Raw genomic sequence first — 22242 nt, 5'->3', positions numbered from 1 at the left:
GATCTCGTTCAAGGTCGTGTCCATAGACTGTTGCAAGCGCGCACAACGCCGCCCATCTCAGCGGTAGGCCGACCACCTCGCGCTTCCGGGATTGACGCATGAAACGCCCCGTCACCATCACGATCTCGCATTCGCTTGGCCGTGACGCGGCCCGCCAGCGGCTGCAGGGCGGCGTCGGCAAGGTCCGCGACAAGCTCGGCAGCTTCGGCATGCAGCTCGTCGAGGAGAACTGGCAGGACGACACGCTGCATTTCGGCGTCGCCGCCCTCGGCCAGACCGTCCACGGCAAGATCGAGGTCGAGGAGGGGCTGGTGCGCGTCGAGGTGATGCTGCCCTTGCTGCTCGCGATCTTCGCCGAGAAGCTCAAGCTCGGCGTCGAGAAGCAGGGCCAGATCCTGCTCGAGCACAAGCCGACCAAGGCCTGACCTCGCGCCTTGCGCGCCATGTCGCAGCCGCCTCGCGACTTTTGTCTGCCATCGAAGGTTGAAATCGTCCGCGGCGATCCGCAAAGTCGCGACATCCCTTCTTGCCTGCCCGCCGGAGACCCATGCATCACGGTCCATTGATCGCCATCATCGTCATGGGCCTCGGCCTCGCCTTCGTCTTCGGGGCGCTGGCGCAGAAGTTGAGGGTTTCCCCGCTGGTCGGCTATCTCCTCGCCGGCGTCGCGGTCGGTCCCTTCACCCCCGGTTTCGTCGCCGATCAAGGCCTCGCCAACGACCTCGCCGAAATCGGCGTCATCCTGCTGATGTTCGGCGTCGGCCTGCATTTCTCGCTGAAGGACCTGCTCTCGGTCCGCGCCATCGCCGTACCGGGCGCGCTGGTGCAGATCGCTGTCGCGACATTGCTCGGCCTCGGCCTCGCGCTGCTGCTCGGCTGGACCGTGATCGCCGGCCTCGTCTTCGGCCTGGCGCTCTCGGTCGCCAGTACCGTCGTGCTGCTGCGCGCCCTGCAGGAGCGCCGCATCGTCCAGACCGAGAAGGGCAAGATCGCCGTGGGCTGGCTGATCGTCGAGGACCTCGCCATGGTCCTGGCGCTGGTCATGATCCCGGCAGTCGCCGATGCGCTCAATGGCGGCTCCGCCACCGCTTCGGGAAGCGGACCGCTGGCGACGCGCTTCGATCTCGGGCTCTGGGGCGTGCTCGGCCTGACGCTCGCCAAGGTCGCCGCCTTCGTCGCCTTCATGCTGATCGTCGGACGCCGGCTGATTCCCTGGATCCTGCACTGGGTCGCCCATACCGGCTCGCGCGAGCTCTTCCGCCTCGCCGTGCTCGCGATCGCGCTCGGCGTCGCCTATCTCGCCGCCAGCCTGTTCGGCGTCTCCTTCGCGCTCGGCGCCTTCTTCGCCGGCATGATCCTGAGCGAATCGCCGCTCAGCCATCGCGCCGCCGAGGAATCGCTGCCGCTGCGCGACGCCTTCGCGGTGCTGTTCTTCGTCTCGGTCGGCATGTTGTTCGATCCGGCTATCCTGCTGCGCTCGCCATTCCCGCTGATCGCCACCATCGCGATCATCCTGTTCGGCAAGACCCTGGCGGCCTGGCTGATCGTGCGCGCCTTCGGCAAGCCCGATCAGGTCGCGCTGACGATCTCGGCGAGCCTGGCGCAGATCGGCGAGTTCTCCTTCATCCTCGCCGGGCTCGGCGTCTCGTTGAAGCTCCTGCCCGAGCAGGGCCGCGACCTGATTCTCGCCGGCGCGATCTTCTCGATCGTGCTCAACCCGCTGCTGTTCAAGCTGGTCGACCGGCTCGCGCCGCCCGATCCGGCTCCGGCCAAGCCCAAGCCGGCCGAGCCAGCGCCTGCGCCACCGCCTGAGGCCCCCGCGACGGCACCGGAGCCCGAGCCTGCACCGGCGCTCGAGCGCGATATCGCGCCGACCGCGCTCTCCGACCATATCGTCGTCGTCGGCTATGGCCGCGTCGGCTCGCTGCTCGGCGCCGGCCTTTCGGCCATGGGCGAGAAGCTGCTGGTGATCGAGGACCAGGACGACGGCGTCGCCGCCGCCCGCCGCGACGGCGCCGAGGTGCTCGTCGGCAACGCCGCCGATCCGGAAGTGCTCGCCGCTGCTGGTCTCGCGCGGGCACAACGCCTCTTCGTCGCCATTCCCGGCAGCTTCGAGGCCGGCCAGGTCTGCGAGCAGGCCCGCAAGCAGAATCCGGGCCTCCCAATCATCGCCCGGGCCCATTCTGTCGCCGAGGTCGAGCATCTCAAGGAATGTGGCGCCAGCCGCACCATCATGGGCGAGGCCGAGATCGCCCGCGCCATGCTGGCGCTCTGCGGCAGGAAGGGCGAGGAGCCGGCGCCTAACGCGGCCTGAGCCCGGGTTACCCGTCCTCGTCCATCAGCGGATGCAGGTCGCGCACCATGCTCTTCAGCCGCTCGTCGAGGATGTGGGTGTAAATCTGCGTCGTCGCGATGTCGGCATGCCCCAGCAGTTCCTGCACGACGCGCAGGTCCGCGCCGTTCTGCAGGAGATGGCTGGCGAAGGCATGGCGCAGCACATGCGGCGAGACCTTGGCCGGCGACAGGCCGGCCGCTGCCGCCAGTGATTTGAGGTCTCGGCCGAAAGCCTGGCGGGTCAGGTGCCCGCTCTCGCCGTCGGAGGGAAAGAGCCAGCGTCCGTCGGCCGCGCCCTGCTCGCGCAATAAGGCGAGATGCACCGAGGCTGCGACGCGCGCCGCCTCGTTCAGCGGCACCAGCCGGTCCTTGTCGCCCTTGCCGCGCACAACAAGGAAGCGCTCGCGCGTGGTTGCGGCCGAGAGCGGCAGCGCGATCAATTCGGAGACGCGCAGGCCGGTGGCGTAGAGCATCTCGATCAGGCAGCGCATCCGCACGGCGCGCGCCCGCGCCGCTGGCGATTGCTCCGCCTGCTTCGCCATCTGCTGGGCCGTGCCGATCAGCCGGTCGACCTCGGCGACACTAAGCACCTTCGGCAGCGGCCGGCCGAGCCGAGGGCCCTCGATCGCGGCGGTCGGATCGCCTCCCGCCAACCCTTCCGTGTAGAGGAAGCGGTGGAATTGCCGGACCGCCGAGAGCCGCCGCGCCGCCGACGAGGCTTTCAACCCACGCTCCGACAGGTCGACGAGGTAGGCGCGGACATCGTCCGCCGTGATCGCGGCCGGCCCACCCTGGCTCGCAGCGAAGCCGAGATAATCCTCGAGATCGCGCTCATAGGCTTCGAGCGTGTTCTTGGCGGCGCCGCGTTCGGCCGCCAGCATGTCGAGGAAGCCGTTCAGCCAGGAACGCGCCTGCTTGCTCATTTCTGCAGCTTCGAGGGCGGCACGACCTCGACCATCTCGCGCGGCTCCGGCTGCACGAAGGTGACCAGCGCGATCATGCCGCCATAGATCAACCCCGCGATCACCGCGAGGAACGTCAGGAACTTGAACAGCGTCGGCACGGCCGGCGATTCCCCATGCACCCCACCCGGTTATTCCTGATCGGTGGGGCGGGACGCAAGCGAAGAACCCGCGAGCCGCGCGATCTGCAATCCGCGCAGGCTATTGCCGACGAACCAGCGCACGGCGTGGTTCAGGTCTTCAAGACGTAAAGGTACCTCGCGGGCCGCACCGGTTGCGATGAGTTCGCGGCGCAGCACCCCGGGCAAAAGGCCATGCTCCAGCGGCGGCGTCAGCAACGCGCCATCGCGCTCGACGAAGATGTTGCTGCGGCTGGTCTCTGTGACGAAACCCTGCCGGTTCAAAAGAAGCGCATCGTCGCAGTCTTGGGCCGCCGCTTCGGCGAAGGCCCGCTCATAGAGCGCCCGGCGCGTGGTCTTGTGGCGCAGGAACGGATCGCCAGCATCGACCCGTTGTCCGGCCAGCGCGATGCGGACCGGGCCATCCGCCGCGGCCGGCATCGCTGCCGTGCTGACCTGGAGCGCGCCGTCGCGGTGCAATTCACAGCGCACCCGCCGCTCTTCTCCGGCAGGGAATGATGCTTCAATCTCGCTCAGCTGCCCGAGCGCCCGCTCCCGATCGAACCGGAAGCCGAGCGCCGTCGCCGACGCGGCGAGACGCTCGAGATGCAAGGGCAGCCAGATATAGCCGCCCGACCAGCGCAACGTCTCGATCAGCCCGTAATCCCCAGCGAGGTCGGTCAGCACCTTCGCCTTCAGCCGGCACTCGGCATATTCCTCCGCGGGCGTGGAATCGACGACGATGCCTCCGCCGACGCCGTAGACGCCCTCGCCGCCCGGCAGCAACGTCGCGGTCCGGATCGCGACGTTGAAACTGAGGTCGCCATTCGGCGCGATCATGCCGATCGAGCCGGTATAGAGGTCGCGCGGCGCGGCTTCGAGCTCGCGAATGATCTCCATCGCCCGCAGCTTCGGCGCACCGGTGACCGAGCCGCAGGGGAACAGCGCCCGCATCTGCTCGAGCAGCGACAGGCCCGGCCGCAGCTGGCTCGTCACCGTCGAGGTCAGCGTGTGGAAGCCCGGATAGGTCTCGACGCTGAACAAGGCCGGCACCGCAACGGAGCCGGTTTCGCTGACCCGGCCGAGGTCGTTGCGCAGGAGGTCGACGATCATCAGGTTTTCGGCCTGCTGCTTCGGATCGGCACGCAAAGCCGCCTTCGCCGCCTCATCCGCCTCGGCATCGGCCCCGCGCGCCGCCGTCCCCTTCATCGGCCGGGTGATGGCGCGCCCGCCCGATGTCTCGATGAACAGCTCGGGCGAGACCGAGAGGATGCTCGCTTCGCCCGTCTCGACCATGCCGCCATGCGCGACCGGCTGGCTCGCCCTCAGCGCGCCATAGAGCGCCAGCGGATCGCCGCGATAGCGGAAGCGGATCGGGAAGGTCAGGTTGACCTGATAGGCGTCGCCGGCATGGAGATAGTCGAGCACGCGCTGCACGGCTTCGGCATGGCCGGCTTCGCCCAGGCCGAACGCCAGCGCCTCCAGCGGCGGCGGGCACAGCTCCGCGAAACCCTGATCGAGCGCTGCCGGCGCGATACTGCGCGGCGCCTCGAACAGGCCGAACCAGAGCAAGGGCAGCTGCCGTTCCGTCAGCAATAGCGCGATGAGACGCGGCTCGAAGGCATAGCCCAGCTCATAGGAGAGGAACCCGGCCGCGTGCAGCCCTCGCGCCAACCCCACCTCGATACGGGCGAAAGCACCGGCGATTTCAGAAGGCTCGCGAGCCTCCACGACTTCCATGGGATCGGCGAAGAGCAGCGCCTGCTTTGCCCCGCCGCGATCCTCCAGCAGCACGCAGGGCGGCCGCAACGCAGCGATCCCGCTATCCTCTCCTGCCGTCGGCATCATGCGCCCCACCACCCCGTCGCGGCGCTACAAGCCCGGCTTGGGAGCCCCGGTCAACCGCAGTGCGCAGGACGTGGCGGCGCTGCGATCCTCATGCTAGAGCGGGCGAGAGGAAATCTTTCGATGACGATGGCGGAAACGATCGAACAGGTGGACCGGATCGCCCTGCGCGCTGCGCTTGGGGCGCGGGCGGTGGTACTGGTAGGCATGATGGGCTCAGGCAAGAGCTCGGTCGGCAAGCGCCTCGGCGCCCGCCTCGGCCTGCCCTTTGTCGATGCCGACACCGAGATCGAGACCGCCGCCGGCATGACGATTCCCGAGATCTTCGCCCAGCGCGGCGAGAGCGAGTTCCGCGACGGCGAGCGCCGGGTCATCTCCCGCATCCTGGCGACGCGCGCGCCGCTCGTGCTGGCGACCGGCGGTGGCGCCTTCATGAACGCCGACACCCGTGCCCGCATCGCCGAGCTCGGCCTCTCGATCTGGCTGAAGGCCGAGTTCGACGTGCTGATGCGCCGCGTTCGCAAGCGCAGCAACCGTCCTTTGCTCCAGACAACCGATCCGGAGGCAACGATGCACCGGATGCTGGCCGAGCGCGAGCCGGTCTATGCGCTTGCCGACATCACGCTGATCTCGCGCGACGACCCGCACGAAGTCGTCGTCGAGGATGCGATGGCAGCGCTCGACCGGCGGCTGCGCGAGGAGGGCACGCGATGAGCGCCCAGACGGCCTCTGAGGCCGCTGCTGCGGCGCGCATCGTCGTGCCGGTCGCGCTGGCCGAACGCTCCTACGACATCCTGATCGGCCGCCATCAGCTCTGCGAGGCCGCCGGGATGATCGCCGCCTTGAGCCCTGGTGCTCGCGCCGCCATCGTCACCGACGAGAACCTCGCCGCCCTGCATGCGCCGGCGCTCGAGACCTGCCTGCATCAGGCTGGCGTCGCCACGACGCGTCTGATCATTCCGCCGGGCGAGGCCTCCAAATCCTATGCCCGCTTCATCGAGCTCTGCGACGGGCTTCTCGCCGCCAAGATCGAGCGCAACGATCTCGTCATCGCGCTCGGTGGCGGCGTCGTCGGCGATCTCTCCGGCTTTGCCGCCTCGGTACTGCGCCGCGGCGTGCGCCTCGTGCAGATCCCGACCAGCCTGCTCGCCCAGGTCGATTCGTCCGTCGGCGGCAAGACCGGGATCAACTCCAGCCATGGCAAGAACCTGATCGGCGCCTTCCACCAGCCTGCGCTGGTGATCTGCGACACCGCTTTGCTCGACACGCTGAGCGAGCGCGAGTTCAAGGCCGGCTACGCCGAGGTCGTGAAATACGGCCTGATCGACGATCCCGCCTTCTTCGACTGGTGCGAGGTCAACTGGCGCCGCGTCATGGCCGGCGGCCCCGAGCGCGACCATGCCGTCGCGACCGCCTGCCGGGCCAAGGCCGCGGTCGTGGCGCGTGACGAGCGCGAGGATGGCGACCGTGCCCTGCTCAATCTCGGCCACACCTTCGCCCATGCGCTGGAGCGCCTGACCCGCTACGATTCCACCCGGCTCGTCCATGGCGAAGCTGTCGCGATCGGGCTTTGCCTCGCCTTCCGCTTCTCGCAGCGCCTCGGCCTCTGCCCCGGGCAGGATGCCGGGCGGGTCGCCGCTCATCTGACTGCCGTGGGTCTGCCCACCAAACTGCAGGACGTCCCCGGCGGCACCGGCACGGCCGCCGAGATCGTCGAGGCGATGACGCAGGACAAGAAGGTCAAGCGCGGCGCGCTGACCTTCATCCTGGCGCATGGCATCGGCAGGAGCTTCATCGCGCCCGGCGTCACCGCCGAGGCTGCGCACGACTTCATCGAGAGCGAAATCGCGGGGACCTGAGCGCTACCGCCATGGTCGCCATTCCGCATCTCGACCCCTGGCTCGCCCTCGCCGTCGTCGCGCTCGGCGTGCTGCTGACCGGCTTCCTGGCCGCAGCCGATGCGGCGCTTCACGCGCTCTCCCGTGCCAGGCTCGCTGCCCAGGAGAAGGCGGGCAGCCGCCGTGCCGCGATCGCCCTTCGCGTGCTGGACGATCGCGAGCGCCTGAGCGGCGTGTTCCTGCTGGCGCGCACTTTGGTGAAGACCGCAACGGCAAGCTTTGCCGCCTATGCGGCGCTGGCCTCCTTCGGCGCCAGCGGCGCGGCCGGCCTCGCGATCGCGGTTGCGCTGATCATCGTCGTGCTCGGGGAACTGGCGCCGCGCATGGCGGCTGTCGCCGACCCTGAACGCATGGCGCTCAAGCTGGTGCGCCCGGTGGCCCGCCTGCTCGCAGTATTTGGCCCACCGGTACGGCTGATGCAATGGTTCGCTCGCCGCGTGCTCGGTCTGTTCGGCCTGCGGATCGATTCGCAGCGTCCCGTGCTGGCGATCGACGAGATCCTGCGCGACCAGGTCGAGCTGATGCGTCAGGGCGGCACGGTCGAGAAGGCCGATGGCGACATGGTCAGCGGGCTGCTCGACCTGAAGCAGCTCGCAGTCGAGGACGTGATGATCCACCGCACCAAGATGCGGACGATCAATCTCGATCTCGGCCCGGAGACGATCGTCCGCGAGGTGCTCGCCTCGCCTTACACCCGCATGCCGCTGTGGCGCGACAAGCCGGAGAACATCGTCGGCATCCTGCACGCCAAGGACCTGCTGCGCGCGCTCGACGCAGCCGGCGGCGACGCCGGCAAGCTCGATGTCGCGACGATCGCCTTCGCGCCCTGGTTCGTGCCGGTCAACACGCCCCTGCCCGAGCAGCTCAAGGGCTTCCTCGCCCGCAAGACGCATTTCGCGCTGGTGGTCGACGAGTACGGCGAGGTGATGGGGCTGGTGACGCTCGAGGACATCCTCGAGGAGATCGTCGGCGACATCCGCGACGAGCACGACGTCGCCCTGCCCGGCCTGCGCCAGCAGCCGGACGGCGCGGTCATTGTCGACGGTGGCGTGCCGATCCGCGACCTCAACCGGGCGATGGACTGGCACCTGCCGGATGCGGAGGCGACGACCATCGCCGGCCTCGTCATCCACGAAGCGCGCGCCATCCCCGATGCCGGCCAGGCCTTCACCTTCCACGGTTTCCGCTTCGAGGTGATGCGCAAGAGCCGCAACCGGGTCACGGCGCTGCGGATCGCACCGGTCGGCAACGGCGTCCAAGCCGAGCCGGAAGCAGCTCGCCCAGCCTCTGTCAGGGGCTGAAGACCAGCACCAGGAAGACGAAGAACACCGAGAGGTGAACCGCGCCCTCCAGCATGGTGGTGCGCGTGCCGGTGAAGGTCAGCGTCGAGAGCAGGAGCGTCATCGCCAGGATCACCATGTTGGTGCCGGACAGGCCGAGCACCACCGGCTGGCCGGTGATCAGGCCGATCACGAGGACCGCCGGCACCGTCAGGCCGAGCGTCGAGGCAGCGGCGCCAAGACAGAGATTGATCGCCCGCTGCAGCTGGTTGGTGGTGATCGCGCGCAGCGCCGCGATGCATTCCGGCGTGAACACCACCATGGCGATCAGGATACCGCCGAGCGCGACCGGGGCGCCGAGGCGCGCGATCCCGAAATCCAGCACGGTCGCCAGACTCTTCGCCAGGATCACGATCGGCAGGATGTTCAGGAGCAGAAGGACGACATGGAACTGGATCGAGCCTCCCGATGTCGCATGAGGCGGCTCCTCCTCCACCGGCTCGGGAGCGGGAGCGGGCCCCGATGTCGCGTCGAGCTCCGGCTGCATCCTGGCCCGGGCATAGGCGGCCCCGTAGGGCATATTGGATTCGCCTGCCGGCTCCTGGAAGAAGACGCTGTGCCGGCCGGTCTGCAAGATCAGGAAGGCGCCATAGAGCAACAGGGTGAAGAGCGAGAACGCGATCGACTGGAAGGTTGTCAGCGTGCCATCGGCGGTCGACGTGGTGAAGTTCGGCAGCACCAGCGGGATCAGGGTGAGCGGGATGATCACCGCCAGATAGGCCGAGGCGCCCTTGAGATTGTAGCCTTGCGAGAAATGCCTGAGGCCGCCGATCAGGAGGCCGATACCGACCACGCCGTTGAGCACGATCATCAGAACCGCGAACATCGTATCACGGCCGAGTGTCGGCGCTCCCTTGGCGCCGAGCATGACCGCCGAGATCAGCGCCACCTCGATGATGACGATCGAGAGCGTCAGGATCAGCGTGCCATAGGGCTCGCCGAGCCGATGCGCCAACTCCTCGGCCTCGTGCACCACGCCGAAGGCCGCCCAGACGATCACACCGAGCAGCCAGGCGAAGACGAGCAGGGACGGAACGGGGGTTCCGAGCTGACCCAGCAGCGCACTGCCAAAGAGCTGAAAGGCCAAGACCGAAGCCCAGGCGCAGGCAAGGCGGGCAATCATCATGTCTGGCAATGGGTCCGTCGGTGAAAGGATATCGGCGAGTACACGCCGAAAATGATCTCACAACGGCACGGCAGTGACACGCGATTGTTGGCCTCCTCCCCGTCGCGGCCGGTGGACGCTGCTTACTCAGCCGAGCTTCGCCAGGAAATCGGTCGCCTTGTAACCCTCGGGGACGCCCTCGACGATGAACGCGGCGCTGCGCGAATTCCGCGTCCTGAGCGGCAGGATCGCCTGGTAGGCGGGCGAAGCGTACCAGCCATGAGCAGCTGCGAGGTCCGGGAAGGCGATGACGACGAGATCGCCCTCCCAGGGCCCCTCCATCACCTCCGGTGTCACGCCATGGATCAGGAAGCGACCGCCAAAGGGCGTGAGAGTCTCGTCGATCAGGCGGATGTAGTCGATGATCTCGGCGTTCACGTCGACGTCGCGAAGATGGGCGATGGCGTAGGCGGTCATGGTGTTCTCCTCGATCGCGGCGCGGCCGATGCAGCCGGTGTCGCGAAGGACCATGCCCGCCGAGGCGCCGCGGGTCGATTACGCGGCAGGTAATCGAAACCGAGCGCCGCAGGCTCCGCAGAGCCGCCACAAAGCAGCACGAAGCCCCGACGATGATCATGCTCGGCTTGGGTTCCACCCTCCCTGCACCGCTCGCCGTCGCCGCGGCTGACCATGGTCAAGGCAGGCACAGGCCTGACTTATCTCGGCCTGTGCCGGGCGCCGGACCTACAGGTGCTTTGCGTCACCTATGACGATAACGGGCGCAAAGCCGGCGAGGGCGTCGTCGTCAGCGGCAGCTGGGAGCAGGTCGGGCCAGACCATGTCAAACTCGATCCCTGCCTGCACCGCCCTCTGGACTGGGAGCGTGGCGACCGCATCTCAGCGTTTCGCGAAGGCGTCGAGGATGGCTGCCCCCTCCGGGCCGGCCTTGATACGCCACTCATCGACGGCCGCTTTTCCCGCCACCGCGAGCCGCTGCCTCAGGTCGGCTGGCAGATCGGCATGGATGGTCACGCCGTTGGCGCGCATGCGGGCATAATTCTCGTCGAGCCGCGTCCTGATCGCGCTCCACTGCCGCCGCTCGGTCTCGGCCGCCGCCTCGTCGACAACCTGCCTCAGATCGGCCGGCAGGGCCTCGTAGGCGGCGAGGCCGACCGTCGCCAGCGAGATCGGCAGGGCATAGTTCACCTCGCTGAAATGCGGCAGGAACTGCCAGAGATTGCGCCCCGCGCCACCATCTCCCGACGACAACACCGCCGTGACCGAGCCGTCCTTCACCTTCGGCATCGCGTCGGCAAAGGACAGGTTGACCGCCTTTGCGCCAGCATTGGTCATCACCGTTGTCGAAGTCGCGTCATAGGTGCGGATCGACAGGCCGGCGAGATCCTTCGCCGAGGTCACCACCTCTTTCGACCAGATGCCGGAGGCCGGCCAGGGCGTGGTGTAGAGAATGCGCTGTCCATAGCCTGCAAAAACCTTGGCGTAGGTCGGCTTCGCGAGATCCGTCAGGCGCTTGGCATCATCGATCGAGGTTGCAAGAAAGGGCAGCGAAGACAGTCCGAAGAGCGAGTGCACGCTCCCGAGCGCGCCGGCGAAGGCGTCGCCGGCGGCGACCTTCCCCTCCTGGACCGCAGCAATCATGCCCGCCGACTTGATCCCCTTCGCCGCGTCGAAGCTCGGAGTGATCGTGAGCCGCCCGCCCGCGCGCTCGTTCACCAGCCGCGCGAAAGACGCGACGCCTTCGCCTGGGATGGCGGTGGCGGGATATTCGGTAGGCATCTCCCAGACCGTCTGGGCGAAGGCGGGCGCGAACGACAGGCTCAGGGTCAATGCGGCAGCGGGCATAAGGCGGCGCATGCACAGGTCTCCTATTGATCGAACGGCGGCAACGTTTGCCCCGGACAAGCAAGATCGAAGCAGGCATGGGCTGCTCCGCTGTCAAGCACCAGGCAGCTTCTGTGCCAGCGGGCTGGCCTCGCTGTCCGCCAGCATCTGGGCCGGCTTGTCGGTCACCAGGTACTGCGCCCGGGCCAGCGCCGCGAAGCGCCCGCCCTTGGCGACGAGCTCCTCGAACGAGCCCATCTCGATCACCTGCCCCTGCTCGAACACGAGGATACGGTCGGCATTGCGGATGGTGGCGAGGCGGTGGGCGATGACGAAGGTGGTACGGCCCTTCATCACCTCGTCGAGCGCCTTCTGCAGCTTGACCTCGGTCGCTGCATCGAGGGCCGAAGTCGCTTCGTCGAGGATCAGGATTGGCGGGTTCTTCAGCAGCGCGCGGGCGATCGACAGGCGCTGGCGCTCGCCGCCGGAGAGCGTGCGGCCACGCTCGCCGACGATGGTGTCGAGCCCATCGCTCTGGCGCGCCATCACCTCGGTCGCCTGGGCCCGGTCGAGCGCTTCCATCATCTCGGCGTCGGTCGCATCCGGCTTGCCGACCGTGAGGTTCTCGCGGATCGAGCGGGCGAACAGCATCGGCTCCTGGAAGACGACGCCGATATTGCGCCGGAGCGAGAGCAGCGAGATCTCGCGGATGTCTCTGCCATCCGCGAGAATGCGGCCGGACTGCGGGTCGAAGGCGCGGTGCAGCAGGCCGAGCGTGGTCGACTTGCCCGAGCCGGTCGAGCCGACGATCGCGATGGTCTCGCCGGGCTTGACCTCGAAGGAGACGTCGGCGACGGCAGCGCGCTTGCCATCATAGGAGAAGGAGACGTCGTCGAAGGCGATGCGCCCCTCCAGCCGGCCGGCATCAGGCGCGCCGGGCAGATCGCGGACCGCCGGCAGCGTATCGATCACCTCGAAGAACTCGCGCATCTTCGGCGCCTGCATGAAGATGAAGTTGACAAAGGAGACGATCTGCTCGAGCCGGCCGACCAGCATGGTGGCGAAACCCATGAAGGTGACGATCTCGCCGACCGTGGTCAGCCCCTGCATCAAGAGCCAGGTGCCGACGACGAAGATCGAGAGCACGGTCAGCGTCGCCGAGGCGCGGGTCGCGACAGTGGCAACCGCCCACCAAGTCAGCACCGGGATCTGCGCTTCGAGCAGGCTGGTGATGGTCGAGCGCAGGCCGCGCACCTCGGCCTCGATCCGCGTGAAGCTCTGGATCACCGGGACGTTGCCGAGCGCGTCCGAAGCCCGCTCTGCGAGGCTCGAATGATAGGCCTCGACATTGCTCTGCAGCTTGTCGGTCTTGCGCAGCACGAAGGCGGTGAGCGTACCGAACAGCACGACAAGGAAGATCAGCACCAGGCCGAGCTGCCAGTTCTTCCACAGCGTGAACGGCAGCAGGATGAAGAGCGCGACGAAGCTGGCGCAGTGCTCGCGGAAAAAGGAGAGCCAGAGCGCCCACATGCCGCTGGTGCCCTCCAGCATCACCTTGAGCACGCGGCCGGAATGGGTCTGCGTGTGATAGGCGAGCGGCAGCGTCAGCGCGTGCTCGAAATAATTGGCCATCACCGCGAGGCGGCGACGATGCGCCAGCCGGTCGGCGAAGAGCGCGACGAAGACGCCGGCGGCGATATTGAACAGTCCGAAGCCGACCCAGGCGGCGAGCAATACGCTGATATCGGCCCAGGTTGGGCGGATGCCGGTGATCTGGAGGCTGGTCAATCTGTCGATCAGCGCGCCGAACAGCATCGGCTCGGCAAAGGCAGCGGCCGCCAACGCGACGTTGGCGAGCGCGAGAATGAGCCCTAGGCGCCGTTCCGGGCCGAGCTCGCCGAGGACGCGGGCGTAGATCGCAAGCAGAGACATCGTGCAGCAGCTTTAGACGACGACGCGGCGTGAGCAAGTCCTCAACCTTAACGCTTCCTTCAACCGCCGCTCCTTATGGTTTCCGCGACAGCGAAAGCGTGGCGTTGGCGTTGCGGCTGCGCAGGCCGGTTTGGGGTGGCTCATGGATATCGCGACCGGCGCAGGCATCATCGGCGGCATCGCGACGATCGTCGCGCTGATCATGATCGATGGTGGCAATTTCGCCGCCTACTATGACAAGCACGCCGTCATCATCATCTTCGGCGGCGCCTCGGCCGCGACCATGCTGCGCTTTCCTTTCTCGGTGATCGCGCACGGCCTGCCGATGGGCCTCCGCTTCGCCTTCACCATGCGCTCGATCCATCCGCGCGAGCTGATCGACGAGATCACCCGGGTCGCCGAGATCAACCGCAAGAGCGGCCCGGTGGCGCTGGAAAACGTCGAGGTCTCCGATCCGTTCCTGGCGCAGGGCCTGCGCTACATCGCCGACGGCTACGACAAGGACTTCATCCGCGACACGATGGAGCGCGACCGCGACAACTTCCTGCAGCGGCTCGACGAGGGTTCCAAGGTCTACCGCGCGATCGGCGACTGCGCCCCGGCCTGGGGCATGATCGGCACGATTCTCGGCATGGTGACGATGTTCGCCAACATGTCCGACCCGTCCAAGCTCGGCCCGGCCATGGCGACAGCGCTGCTGGCGACGCTCTACGGCGCCATGGTCGCCAACATGCTGACCCTCCCGATCGCCGACAAGCTGCACATCAAGCTCGAGGAAGAGGAGATCTCGCGGACGCTGATCATCGACGGCATCCTGCAGATGCGCGACGCCAAGAGCCCAACCCTGGTGCGCGAAATGCTCCTCGCCTATCTGCCGGACCATCACCGGGCCGAGATGGCCGAAGCCACCTGAGCGGACCCTAGCAAATGGCCAAGAAGAAGCGAGGCGGGCATGGCGGTCACGGCTGGTTCGTGACCTTCGCCGACCTCATGGCCCTGCTGATGGCGTTCTTCGTCATGGTCGCCGCCTATTCAAGCCAGGACAAGCAGAAGCTGCAGATCGTCGCCGGCTCGATGCGCGAGGCCTTCGGCACGCAGCGCGAATTCAAGCTCGCCGGCATCGTCGAGGTCGACGGCGTCCCGACCAAGACACACATCAAGAACGCCTATGTCCGTCCGATCGAGGACGCCTCCGACAACACTGCGCCGAACCAAAATCAGCAGAAGGAGGAGGGGCTGGTCTCCGCCACCCATGACCGCGGTTTCGCGCTCGCCGCCGCCTCGCTGCGCCAGGCGTTGCGCGAGATGCCCGAGATCGGCGAGCTCTCGCGCAACATCCTGATCGAAGTGTCCGAGCAGGGTATCGATATCCAGCTCGTCGACCAGGACGGCCGCGCCATGTTCGCCGAGGGTTCGACTCAGCCGAACGAGCGCATGCGCAAGCTGCTCGCCGCGATCGCGCCGACGCTGCGCCGCATGCCCAACAAGATCGCCATCACCGGCCACACCGCCGCGCAGCGCCCGGGCACGACCGCCGCCGGTAACCTCTGGGCCCTCTCCGTCGGCCGCGCCTCGGCGGTGCGCGAGCTTCTCGGCAATGCCGGCGTCCCCGACGAGCGCTTCAGCTCGGTCACCGGCAAGGCCGACACCGACCCGCTGGTCAAGGACAACCCCTATCTCGCCTTCAACCGCCGGGTCGGTATCGTCCTGAAGGCAGACGCGCCGCCGCTGCCGGTCGGCGCCAAGCCCTGAGCCGTGGCATGCCGCGTGGGATTGCCCCCTGCGTCGGACTGGCCGCCTCCCTGCTCGTATCGGGCTTGAGCCCGGCCAAAGCCGAGCCGCTGCCGACCGGCTTCGTGCGACTGCGCGAGCTCGCACCGGCGATCGCGCAGGACATTCGCTACGCGACGCCGTTCAATTTCACCGGCACGGTCGTGCCTGGCTACGACCACGCCGGATGCGTCCTGACGCGCGCAGCGGCAGAAGCCCTGATCCGTGCCGAAAAGCGGCTCGCCCGGCAAGGTTACGGGCTGAAGCTGTTCGACTGCTACCGTCCGGTGCGCGCCGTCGCCGCCTTCAACGACTGGGTCAAGCGCCCCGGCGGACAGGACCTCGGCCGCATCTTCCATCCCGGCATCGCCAGGGGCGATCTCGTTGCCAAAGGCTACATCGCTGCGAATTCGAGCCACTCGCGCGGCTCGACCATCGATGTCGGCCTCCTCCGCGCCGGCGAAGCCGCGTTGCCGACGCCGACGGAAGCAGGCCCTTGCGACGGCTCGGTTTCAACGCGGCCGCGCGAATCCAACCTCGATCTCGGCACGAGTTTCGACTGCTTCTCGGAACGAAGCGCGCTCGGCCATCCGGGAATCACGGCCGAGGCTCGCCGCAACCGCGCCATCCTCGCCGCCGCGATGAGCGCCGAGGGCTTCCGCGGCTACAGCAAGGAGTGGTGGCACTTCACGCTCGCGAAGGAACCATTCCCGAAGACGTCCTTCGATTTCGTGATCGAATGATCTTCTCGGCAGCGCCTCCTCAGGGCGCGACCACCAGCGCCCAATAGACCTGATACTTCGAGCCGGCCGCATAGGCCGAGGCGATGCCCATCCGCGTCGCGTTCGGCGCTTTCATCACCCGGTCGTGCTGCGGCGAGTCACGCCAGCCGGAAAAGGCCTCGGCCAGGCGGCGATAGCCCGCCGAGAGATTGGCCTCGGCGCCCGGCTGCCCGGCCCGCGCGAGCCTGGCCTTCACCGCCTCGGCCTGGGCTGGCTTGTCGGCGGCGGCCATGGCAGTGGCTTCCTGCTCGGCCGCCTGCATCAGCTCCGGATCGAGCTTCAGCGCACCAAGGCCGGCATTCAGCCGATAGGCCGAGATGGTCGCGCGCGCCGCCTCCGCATCAACCCGTGCCGAGGGCGAGCCGAGATCGCGATAGAAGGCGGGCTGCGTCCGCACGGGCTCTGTGCAGCCGGCGAGATTGAGCAACGAGAGCGCGGCAGCGAGAGCTGCGGGACAGCTCATCGCACGCAGCCGCTGTGGGCGCGTGGGAAACACGGGGGAAAGGCGCATCGCATCAGTCCTTGGTCTCGTCCTTGCCGCCCGTCGCGGCTGGTTCAGGCTTGGCGGGCGGCGGGGCTGGGGCCTCCTCCGGTTCTTGCTCGGTCTCGGGCGGCAGGCCCGAACGTTTCACGGTGACACGTCCGCTCGCCGGCTTGGCGCGACGGCCGATTTCCTTCGACACGGCAGCGGCGATCTCTCCGAGCGAATGCTCGACGCCCTCCAGGCCCCTGACCGTGAGCTCGGTCGCGACCGGAGTCTCCAGCTCGGTGAGGCGCCTGTGGATGACGTAGTTGAGATCGCTGGTGACGCGCCCGACGATATCGACCTCGCCAACGACGCAGATCAGGTCGAAATCCATCGTCGCCGTGCCGAGCTTCTTGAACAGCACGTTCGGCGCCGGTTTCTTCAGCACATCGCCATGCGCCTCGGCTCCTTCGAGCAGCATGGCGCGGACCTCCGTCGGGTTGAGCCGGCGCGGCACGCTGATCGAGATCAGCACCCGGCCGGTTCGGTCGGAGCGGACGCGGTTTCTCACCACGCCCGAGACCAGATTCGAGTTCGGCACGATCACCGAGGAGCGATCGAAGGTCTCGATCTCGGTCGAACGGACATTGATGCGCTTGACGATGCCCTCGGCGTCGCCGACCACCACCTGGTCGCCGACCCGGATCGGGCGCTCCCAGAGCAGGATCAGCCCCGAGACGAAGTTCGACACCACCGATTGCAGGCCAAAACCGATACCGACCGAGAGCGCCGAGGCAACGAGTGTCAGTCGCTCCAGGCTGAGACCCAGCGAGGAGAAGGCGATCGCCACCGCAGCGACATAGCCGACATAGCCCGCCGCCGTGGTGATCGAATTGCGCAGGCCGGTGTCGAGCGTGGTCGTCGGCAGGAACTTGCCTTCGAGCCAGCCCTGCAGCGAGCGCGTCGCTGCAAGCCCGAGCGCGAAGAGCAGGATCGCGACGACGATCGAGGAGAGCGAGACCGTGACCCCGCCGACCTGGAAGCCGAAGAAGGCGGCGCGGAGCGAACTCAGGAAATCCGTCGATTCCAGCCCCCATGGCGCCAACGCCAGCATGAGCGTGACGACGATCAGCACGATCTTGAGCGCGCCGGACAGCACGACGGCGATCTTCTGCAGCGTCGCTGCGCGGAGGCCGATCCCGGCGCGCAGCGTCAGCGCAAAGCGCCCCTCGCCGGTGAGCTGGCTGGTGATGCCGAGCTCGATCAATTGCATCAGCAGCACGAAGACGGCTGCGAGAATGCCGAGCCAGATCACCTGCTCGGTCAGGAAGGTCGCCAGCACGACATAGCCGAGCAGGACCGACAGGATGACGGCGACGCCGACGATCCAGCCGAGAATCCGCACCGGCCCCAGGCTCGCGCCATCGACCGGCACATAGGGGCCGAGACAAGCCTCTTCCTCGATCTCCTGATTGTCACGCAGGCGATAGAGGCCTGCGATCAGGATGAGCGCGAAGACGATGGCGACGATGCCGCGCACGATGATCGACAAGGTGAGGCCCGCGGCGATCGCCTGCAGCCAGGCCTCCAGCACCTTGCCGATTGCCATGACGATGGCGAGCGAGCCGGCGAGCCAGGCCACCGTCCGCGCGGTCGATTCCATCACGCTGGCTAGGCGCCGCTGCGGCTCGCCGGGGGCGAACAACGCATCGGCCAGCGCCTGGACGAAGGCGAAGAGCGCGAGCCCGAAGACGATCGCGAGGATGACCGGCTGAATCCGCGGCGGCAGCAGGCCGGCGGTATTCAACCCCGCATAGATCAGCCAGCTCGCCAGAGCCGGCGGCGCCGTCCGTGCGACAATGCGGATAAGCGCCCCGTAAAGGATATGGCGATCGCTCGAATCCACGCTTGCCGCCAGCCGTGCCGTCAGCCGCGGCATGTAGCGGGCGCGCGCGACATAGAGCGCGATCGCGCCGAGGAAAGCGAGCGCAACGATAACGCCGCGTGCGCTGAACAATGCCGTGGTGACGACCGAGAGCCAGTCGCCGAAGATCAGTTGCGAGGCACGCAGATCGGACGGGAAGGCCGTCAGCGTCGTCGACCACACTTCGGGATTGAGGATCGAGGGACCGGCTGCGAACAACGCCTTGGCGAAACGATCGCGCCTGAGATCGGCGATCGAGCCTTGCAGCTGCTCCCCTTGCAGCAGGGTCGCGCGCCCGATCTTGAGCGTCTCGTCGGCTTCCGCGAAGGTCTTGGTACGGGTCTCGCGCTCCCGCGCCACGTCCGGGGTCTCGGGCGGCGCATTTGCGTCCGGCTTCGGCCCGAGCTGATCGAGCCTGAGCTTGGCCTGCTCTGTACGCGGCGCCTGTTCTTCGGTCAGGACACGCAGCTGGTCGAGCAAGGGCTGCAGCCGCAGTCGCTGGCGCAGCAACTCGTCGTCCGAGACGTTCGGATTGGTGAGCGACGCCTCGATCTGGGTGAGTTCGCCCCGGATCGAGTCGAGCCTGGCGCGCCCACTCGCGGGATCGGCCGGCTGCGCCAGCGCCGCCAGAGGCAGGAACAGCAGGGCCAGCGCGAACAGCACGGCGCCGCCGGACTGGCGGAACGCACGATGAAGGCAGGGAATCATCGACATCTTTGTCCCGCCGGGCTGATTCGCATCGTCGCGCAGCCTCGCCATTGCAGCGGGGCGAAAGCAAGCATGTCTGACGAGACGGCGGTGCGGCCGGTTTCGCGGCTCGGCCGCGCCGACGGGCGAAGATCGTGCAAGAGCATCACATTCCTGTGAGAGCGCGCCGCCACCGACGCACCTGACGCTGCGTGTCTTCGGCAAAAAACCGGACAGCATCATGGCGGCGCAGGCGAAAGCCGCCCGGATCGGAGACAGCGTGCCCTGAAAACAGCCCAACGGGACCGTGATCGCCGGTGAGCGTACAACCTCTGGCGGCAATCACGCTTCTGGGTTTGAATTCCTCCAAGGAACATCTCTGGCCGCGGACTGGCCAGCCTGATCGAACGGCGAGGCGCGCTGGCTCTCTCGCCGACCTTGGAATCGAAACCGGGAGGTTGCGGTGGCTAAGCTGACCATCAATGGCAAGACGATCGACGTTGCCGTCGAGGACGACACACCGCTGCTCTGGGTGATCCGCGAGCAGATTGGCCTGACGGGGACGAAATACGGTTGCGGCGTCGCCCAATGCGGCGCCTGCACGGTGCATATCGACGGCGTCGCCACCCGCTCCTGCACCATGCCGGTGAGCGCCATTACCGCCGAGCAGAAGATCGTCACCATCGAGGGCCTCTCGCCCGACGGCAATCACCCGATCCAGAAGGCCTGGATCGAGCACGACGTGCCGCAATGCGGCTTCTGCCAGAGCGGCATGATCATGGCCGCGGCCGCCCTGCTCCAGGCCAACCCCAAGCCGAGCGATGCCGACATCGCCGCCGAGATGACCAATATCTGCCGCTGCGGCACCTATAACCGCGTCAAGGCCGCGATCAAGGACGTCGCCGCCGGCGGCCAGCTCGGCCGCGGCTGATCTGATTTTCCCTTCATCCCCGCGCACGGCTCGAGCGCCACAGCCTCGCCGCAGCGCCATCCGCATCAGGAGAACGCCATGAGTCTAGCCTCTGTGACCGATACGAAGCTCTCACGCCGCAGCATGCTGAAAGGCTCGGCCGCAGCGGCCGGCGCCTTCAGCTTCGGCTTTTCCGTTCCCTTCGATCAGGCGCATGCGCAAGGCGCGGTGCCGGAGATCAACGCCTGGGTCGTGGTCCACCCCGACGACAAGGTGGTGATCCGCATCGCCCGCTCGGAAATGGGTCAGGGCACGCTGACCGGCCTCGCCCAGCTCGTCGCCGAGGAGCTCGACTGCGACTGGGCCAAGGTCACCACCGAGTACCCGACGCCCGGCCAGAGCCTCGCCCGCAACCGCGTCTGGGGCAATTTCTCGACCGGCGGCAGCCGCGGTGTGCGCGAGTCGCACGAATATGTCCGTAAAGGGGGTGCCGCGGCGCGAATGATGCTGGTCCAGGCCGCGGCGGATGGCTGGAAGGTGCCGGCAGCCGAATGCAGCGCCGCCAAGGGCGTGATCACCCACAAGGGCTCCAGCCGCTCGATCCGCTACGGCGAGGTCGCGGCCGCAGCGGCCAAGCTCCAGCCTCCGGCCAATGTCCCGCTCAAGGACCCGAAGGACTGGATCATCGCCGGCAAGCCGCTGAAGCGGCTCGACACTGCCGACAAGACCACCGGCAAGAAGGTCTACGGCATGGACTTCACGCTGCCGGGGATGCTGAACGCCGCGATCAAGGACTGCCCGGTCTTCGGCGGCAAGGTGAAGAGCTTCGACGCCGCCAAGATCAAGGACATGCCGGGCGTGAAGCACGTCCTGCCGGTCGGCGACAGCGCGGTGGCCGTCGTCGCCGACAGCTGGTGGCGAGCCAAGACCGCGCTCGACGCAATGCCGATCACCTGGGACGAGGGCGAGCACGCCAAGGTCTCGAGTGAGAGCATCGCCGCCTGGCTGAAGGAGGGGCTCGATGCGCCGCAAGCCGCGGTCGGCAATCAGAACGGCGACGTCAAGGGCGCTATCGCCAACGCCGCCCGCGTGGTTGAGCAAGTCTATTCCTACCCGTTCCAGAACCATGCCTGCATGGAAGTGATGAACGCGACCGCGCTCTACACCCCCGAACGCTGCGAGGTCTGGACTCCGACGCAGAACGGCGAAGCCGCACTCGCCGCAACCGCCGAAGCGTCCGGTCTGCCACTGGCGAAATGCGAGGCCTACAAGATCGATCTCGGCGGTGGTTTCGGCCGGCGCGGCGCCGTCCACGACTGGGTGCGCCAGGTCGTCGCCATCGCCAAGCAGATCCCGGGAACGCCGGTCAAGCTGATCTGGTCGCGCGAGGAGGACATGCTGCACGGGCGCTTCCACCCGGTGACGCAGTGCAAGCTTACTGGCGCGCTCGACAAGGACGGCAACCTGACCGGCCTGCACCTGCGCATTTCCGGCCAGTCGATCGTCGCCGGCATCTTCCCGCAGAACATCCAGAACGGGCGCGACCCGGCCGTGTTCCAGGGTCTCAACCCGCCGGGGCCGGAGGCCTCGATCGGCTACACCATCCCGAACCTGCTGGTCGACCACGCCATGCGCAATCCGCATGTGCCGCCGGGCTTCTGGCGCGGGGTCAACCTCAACCAGAACACCATCTACCTCGAATGCTTCATGGACGAACTCGCCCATGCGGCGGGCAAGGACCCGCTCGAATTCCGCCGGGCGCTGATGAAGAACCATCCCAAGCACCTCGCGGTGCTGAACGCCGTCGCCGAGAAGGCCGGCTGGGGCACCAAGGCGCCGGAGGGGGTCTATCGCGGCATCTGCCAGACCATGGGCTTCGGCTCCTATGTCGCGGCCGTCGCCGAGGTCTCGGTCGATGCCACAGGCAAGCTCAAGATCCACAAGATCACCGCCGCGACCGACCCTGGCCACGCCGTCAACCCGGCCCAGATCGAGCGCCAGGTCGAGGGCTCCTTCGTCTATGGCCTCTCGGCCGCTCTTTACGGCGAGTGTACGGTCAAGGACGGGCGCATGGTCGAGGAGAACTTCGACAGCTATCAGGTCATGCGTATGGAGGACATGCCGGCGGTCGAGACGGTGATCGTGCCCTCCGGCGGCTTCTGGGGCGGCGTCGGCGAGCCGACCATCGCGGTCGCAGCGCCAGCCGTGCTGAACGCGATCTTCGCCGCCACCGGCAAGCGCGTGCGCAACCTGCCGCTCAAGAATACGGATCTGCGCAAGGCGTGAGGTTCCGCGCCGAGGAAGGGAAGAGCCGAAACGGTGTGAA

Annotated in this window: 19 protein-coding genes; 10 read left to right on the top strand and 9 right to left on the bottom strand. The window is 67.5% G+C overall.

The window, feature by feature from the left end:
* The first annotated feature begins 98 nt into the window (after positions 1-98).
* Positions 99-425, top strand: coding sequence for a polyhydroxyalkanoic acid system family protein (locus ACSQ24_RS00900; protein WP_436092868.1), 327 nt, complete (start codon positions 99-101; stop codon positions 423-425).
* Between the two features lie 122 nt (positions 426-547).
* Positions 548-2314, top strand: coding sequence for a cation:proton antiporter domain-containing protein (locus ACSQ24_RS00895; RefSeq protein WP_436092867.1), 1767 nt, complete (start codon positions 548-550; stop codon positions 2312-2314).
* A gap of 7 nt (positions 2315-2321) precedes the next feature.
* Here ACSQ24_RS00895 and ACSQ24_RS00890 read toward each other — a convergent pair whose 3' ends face one another.
* The 3 genes from ACSQ24_RS00890 to ACSQ24_RS00880 are packed head-to-tail and all read right to left on the bottom strand — an operon-like array spanning position 2322 to position 5260.
* On the bottom strand, positions 2322-3257 hold the full coding sequence (locus ACSQ24_RS00890; protein ID WP_436092866.1) for a site-specific tyrosine recombinase XerD: 936 nt from the start codon (positions 3255-3257) through the stop codon (positions 2322-2324).
* The gene (locus ACSQ24_RS00885; protein ID WP_126115143.1) at positions 3254-3397 is read right to left on the bottom strand and encodes a histidine kinase; all 144 of its coding nucleotides are present in this window, start codon (positions 3395-3397) and stop codon (positions 3254-3256) included. The genes ACSQ24_RS00890 and ACSQ24_RS00885 overlap by 4 nt, the downstream gene beginning before the upstream one ends.
* Positions 3398-3427: 30 nt before the next feature.
* Positions 3428-5260 (bottom strand): aminodeoxychorismate synthase component I, encoded by a 1833-nt coding sequence (locus ACSQ24_RS00880; protein WP_436092865.1) that lies wholly within the window; start codon positions 5258-5260, stop codon positions 3428-3430.
* Positions 5261-5383: 123 nt separating this feature from the next.
* Between ACSQ24_RS00880 and ACSQ24_RS00875 the strand changes: the two genes are divergently transcribed.
* The 3 genes from ACSQ24_RS00875 to ACSQ24_RS00865 are packed head-to-tail and all read left to right on the top strand — an operon-like array spanning position 5384 to position 8459.
* The gene (locus ACSQ24_RS00875; RefSeq protein ID WP_436092864.1) at positions 5384-5974 is read left to right on the top strand and encodes a shikimate kinase; all 591 of its coding nucleotides are present in this window, start codon (positions 5384-5386) and stop codon (positions 5972-5974) included.
* Positions 5971-7119: a 3-dehydroquinate synthase gene (aroB, locus tag ACSQ24_RS00870; RefSeq protein WP_436092863.1), complete on the top strand. Its 1149-nt coding sequence runs from the start codon at positions 5971-5973 to the stop codon at positions 7117-7119. The genes ACSQ24_RS00875 and aroB overlap by 4 nt, the downstream gene beginning before the upstream one ends.
* An 11-nt stretch (positions 7120-7130) precedes the next feature.
* Complete coding sequence (locus ACSQ24_RS00865; protein WP_436092862.1) at positions 7131-8459, top strand: HlyC/CorC family transporter; 1329 nt, start codon at positions 7131-7133, stop codon at positions 8457-8459.
* Here ACSQ24_RS00865 and ACSQ24_RS00860 read toward each other — a convergent pair.
* The 4 genes from ACSQ24_RS00860 to ACSQ24_RS00845 all read right to left on the bottom strand — a co-directional run bounded on the left by ACSQ24_RS00860 (position 8449) and on the right by ACSQ24_RS00845 (position 13377).
* Positions 8449-9624, bottom strand: a complete 1176-nt coding sequence (locus tag ACSQ24_RS00860; protein ID WP_436092861.1) for a calcium:proton antiporter — start codon at positions 9622-9624, stop codon at positions 8449-8451. The two genes, ACSQ24_RS00865 and ACSQ24_RS00860, sit on opposite strands and share 11 nt — an antisense overlap.
* A gap of 126 nt (positions 9625-9750) precedes the next feature.
* On the bottom strand, positions 9751-10134 hold the full coding sequence (locus ACSQ24_RS00855) for a DUF1330 domain-containing protein (RefSeq protein ID WP_436092860.1): 384 nt from the start codon (positions 10132-10134) through the stop codon (positions 9751-9753).
* Between the two features lie 366 nt (positions 10135-10500).
* Positions 10501-11478: a TRAP transporter substrate-binding protein gene (locus tag ACSQ24_RS00850; RefSeq protein ID WP_436092859.1), complete on the bottom strand. Its 978-nt coding sequence runs from the start codon at positions 11476-11478 to the stop codon at positions 10501-10503.
* An 81-nt stretch (positions 11479-11559) separates the two neighbouring features.
* Positions 11560-13377 carry a glucan ABC transporter ATP-binding protein/ permease gene (locus ACSQ24_RS00845; RefSeq protein ID WP_436092858.1) on the bottom strand — a complete coding sequence of 606 codons (1818 nt, stop codon included), beginning with the start codon at positions 13375-13377 and terminating at the stop codon, positions 11560-11562.
* 142 nt (positions 13378-13519) lie between these two features.
* Here ACSQ24_RS00845 and ACSQ24_RS00840 point away from each other — a divergent pair, with 142 nt between their 5' ends.
* The 3 genes from ACSQ24_RS00840 to ACSQ24_RS00830 are packed head-to-tail and all read left to right on the top strand — an operon-like array spanning position 13520 to position 15890.
* Positions 13520-14290, top strand: a complete 771-nt coding sequence (locus ACSQ24_RS00840; RefSeq protein WP_126115135.1) for a motility protein A — start codon at positions 13520-13522, stop codon at positions 14288-14290.
* A gap of 14 nt (positions 14291-14304) precedes the next feature.
* Positions 14305-15129, top strand: coding sequence for an OmpA/MotB family protein (locus tag ACSQ24_RS00835; protein ID WP_436092857.1), 825 nt, complete (start codon positions 14305-14307; stop codon positions 15127-15129).
* Between the two features lie 8 nt (positions 15130-15137).
* A complete protein-coding gene (locus tag ACSQ24_RS00830; protein ID WP_436092856.1) occupies positions 15138-15890 on the top strand; it encodes a M15 family metallopeptidase in 753 nt (250 codons plus the stop codon).
* Positions 15891-15909: 19 nt separating this feature from the next.
* Here ACSQ24_RS00830 and ACSQ24_RS00825 read toward each other — a convergent pair whose 3' ends face one another.
* Together ACSQ24_RS00825 and ACSQ24_RS00820 are read right to left on the bottom strand one after the other, a co-directional pair.
* Entirely contained in the window at positions 15910-16392 is a 483-nt protein-coding gene (locus tag ACSQ24_RS00825) for a CAP domain-containing protein (RefSeq protein ID WP_436092855.1), read from the bottom strand.
* 52 nt (positions 16393-16444) lie between these two features.
* Positions 16445-19033, bottom strand: a complete 2589-nt coding sequence (locus tag ACSQ24_RS00820; RefSeq protein WP_436092854.1) for a DUF3772 domain-containing protein — start codon at positions 19031-19033, stop codon at positions 16445-16447.
* Between the two features lie 436 nt (positions 19034-19469).
* Between ACSQ24_RS00820 and ACSQ24_RS00815 the strand changes: the two genes are divergently transcribed.
* Both ACSQ24_RS00815 and ACSQ24_RS00810 read left to right on the top strand, forming a co-directional pair.
* Positions 19470-19937: a (2Fe-2S)-binding protein gene (locus ACSQ24_RS00815; protein ID WP_284172412.1), complete on the top strand. Its 468-nt coding sequence runs from the start codon at positions 19470-19472 to the stop codon at positions 19935-19937.
* A 78-nt stretch (positions 19938-20015) separates the two neighbouring features.
* Entirely contained in the window at positions 20016-22202 is a 2187-nt protein-coding gene (locus ACSQ24_RS00810) for a molybdopterin cofactor-binding domain-containing protein (protein ID WP_436092853.1), read from the top strand.
* Positions 22203-22242: the final 40 nt, after the last annotated feature.

Origin of the sequence: Allobosea sp. LjRoot237 (genome assembly GCF_964253285.1) — a bacterium.
GTDB lineage: Bacteria > Pseudomonadota > Alphaproteobacteria > Rhizobiales > Beijerinckiaceae > Allobosea.
The sequence above is the reverse complement of the archived record's forward strand: the minus strand, read 5'-3'. Positions and strand labels throughout refer to the sequence as shown.

Excerpts from the sequence above, each read along its gene's own strand:
- ACSQ24_RS00900 (WP_436092868.1), top strand. The coding sequence starts at position 99 with ATGAAACGCCCCGTCACCATCACGATCTCGCATTCGCTTGGCCGTGAC.
- ACSQ24_RS00895 (WP_436092867.1), top strand. The coding sequence starts at position 548 with ATGCATCACGGTCCATTGATCGCCATCATCGTCATGGGCCTCGGCCTC.
- ACSQ24_RS00890 (WP_436092866.1), bottom strand. The coding sequence starts at position 3,257 with ATGAGCAAGCAGGCGCGTTCCTGGCTGAACGGCTTCCTCGACATGCTG.
- ACSQ24_RS00880 (WP_436092865.1), bottom strand. The coding sequence starts at position 5,260 with ATGCCGACGGCAGGAGAGGATAGCGGGATCGCTGCGTTGCGGCCGCCC.
- ACSQ24_RS00875 (WP_436092864.1), top strand. The coding sequence starts at position 5,384 with ATGACGATGGCGGAAACGATCGAACAGGTGGACCGGATCGCCCTGCGC.
- aroB (WP_436092863.1), top strand. The coding sequence starts at position 5,971 with ATGAGCGCCCAGACGGCCTCTGAGGCCGCTGCTGCGGCGCGCATCGTC.
- ACSQ24_RS00865 (WP_436092862.1), top strand. The coding sequence starts at position 7,131 with ATGGTCGCCATTCCGCATCTCGACCCCTGGCTCGCCCTCGCCGTCGTC.
- ACSQ24_RS00860 (WP_436092861.1), bottom strand. The coding sequence starts at position 9,624 with ATGATGATTGCCCGCCTTGCCTGCGCCTGGGCTTCGGTCTTGGCCTTT.
- ACSQ24_RS00855 (WP_436092860.1), bottom strand. The coding sequence starts at position 10,134 with ATGGTCCTTCGCGACACCGGCTGCATCGGCCGCGCCGCGATCGAGGAG.
- ACSQ24_RS00850 (WP_436092859.1), bottom strand. The coding sequence starts at position 11,478 with ATGCGCCGCCTTATGCCCGCTGCCGCATTGACCCTGAGCCTGTCGTTC.
- ACSQ24_RS00845 (WP_436092858.1), bottom strand. The coding sequence starts at position 13,377 with ATGTCTCTGCTTGCGATCTACGCCCGCGTCCTCGGCGAGCTCGGCCCG.
- ACSQ24_RS00840 (WP_126115135.1), top strand. The coding sequence starts at position 13,520 with ATGGATATCGCGACCGGCGCAGGCATCATCGGCGGCATCGCGACGATC.
- ACSQ24_RS00835 (WP_436092857.1), top strand. The coding sequence starts at position 14,305 with ATGGCCAAGAAGAAGCGAGGCGGGCATGGCGGTCACGGCTGGTTCGTG.
- ACSQ24_RS00830 (WP_436092856.1), top strand. The coding sequence starts at position 15,138 with ATGCCGCGTGGGATTGCCCCCTGCGTCGGACTGGCCGCCTCCCTGCTC.
- ACSQ24_RS00825 (WP_436092855.1), bottom strand. The coding sequence starts at position 16,392 with ATGAGCTGTCCCGCAGCTCTCGCTGCCGCGCTCTCGTTGCTCAATCTC.
- ACSQ24_RS00820 (WP_436092854.1), bottom strand. The coding sequence starts at position 19,033 with ATGTCGATGATTCCCTGCCTTCATCGTGCGTTCCGCCAGTCCGGCGGC.
- ACSQ24_RS00810 (WP_436092853.1), top strand. The coding sequence starts at position 20,016 with ATGAGTCTAGCCTCTGTGACCGATACGAAGCTCTCACGCCGCAGCATG.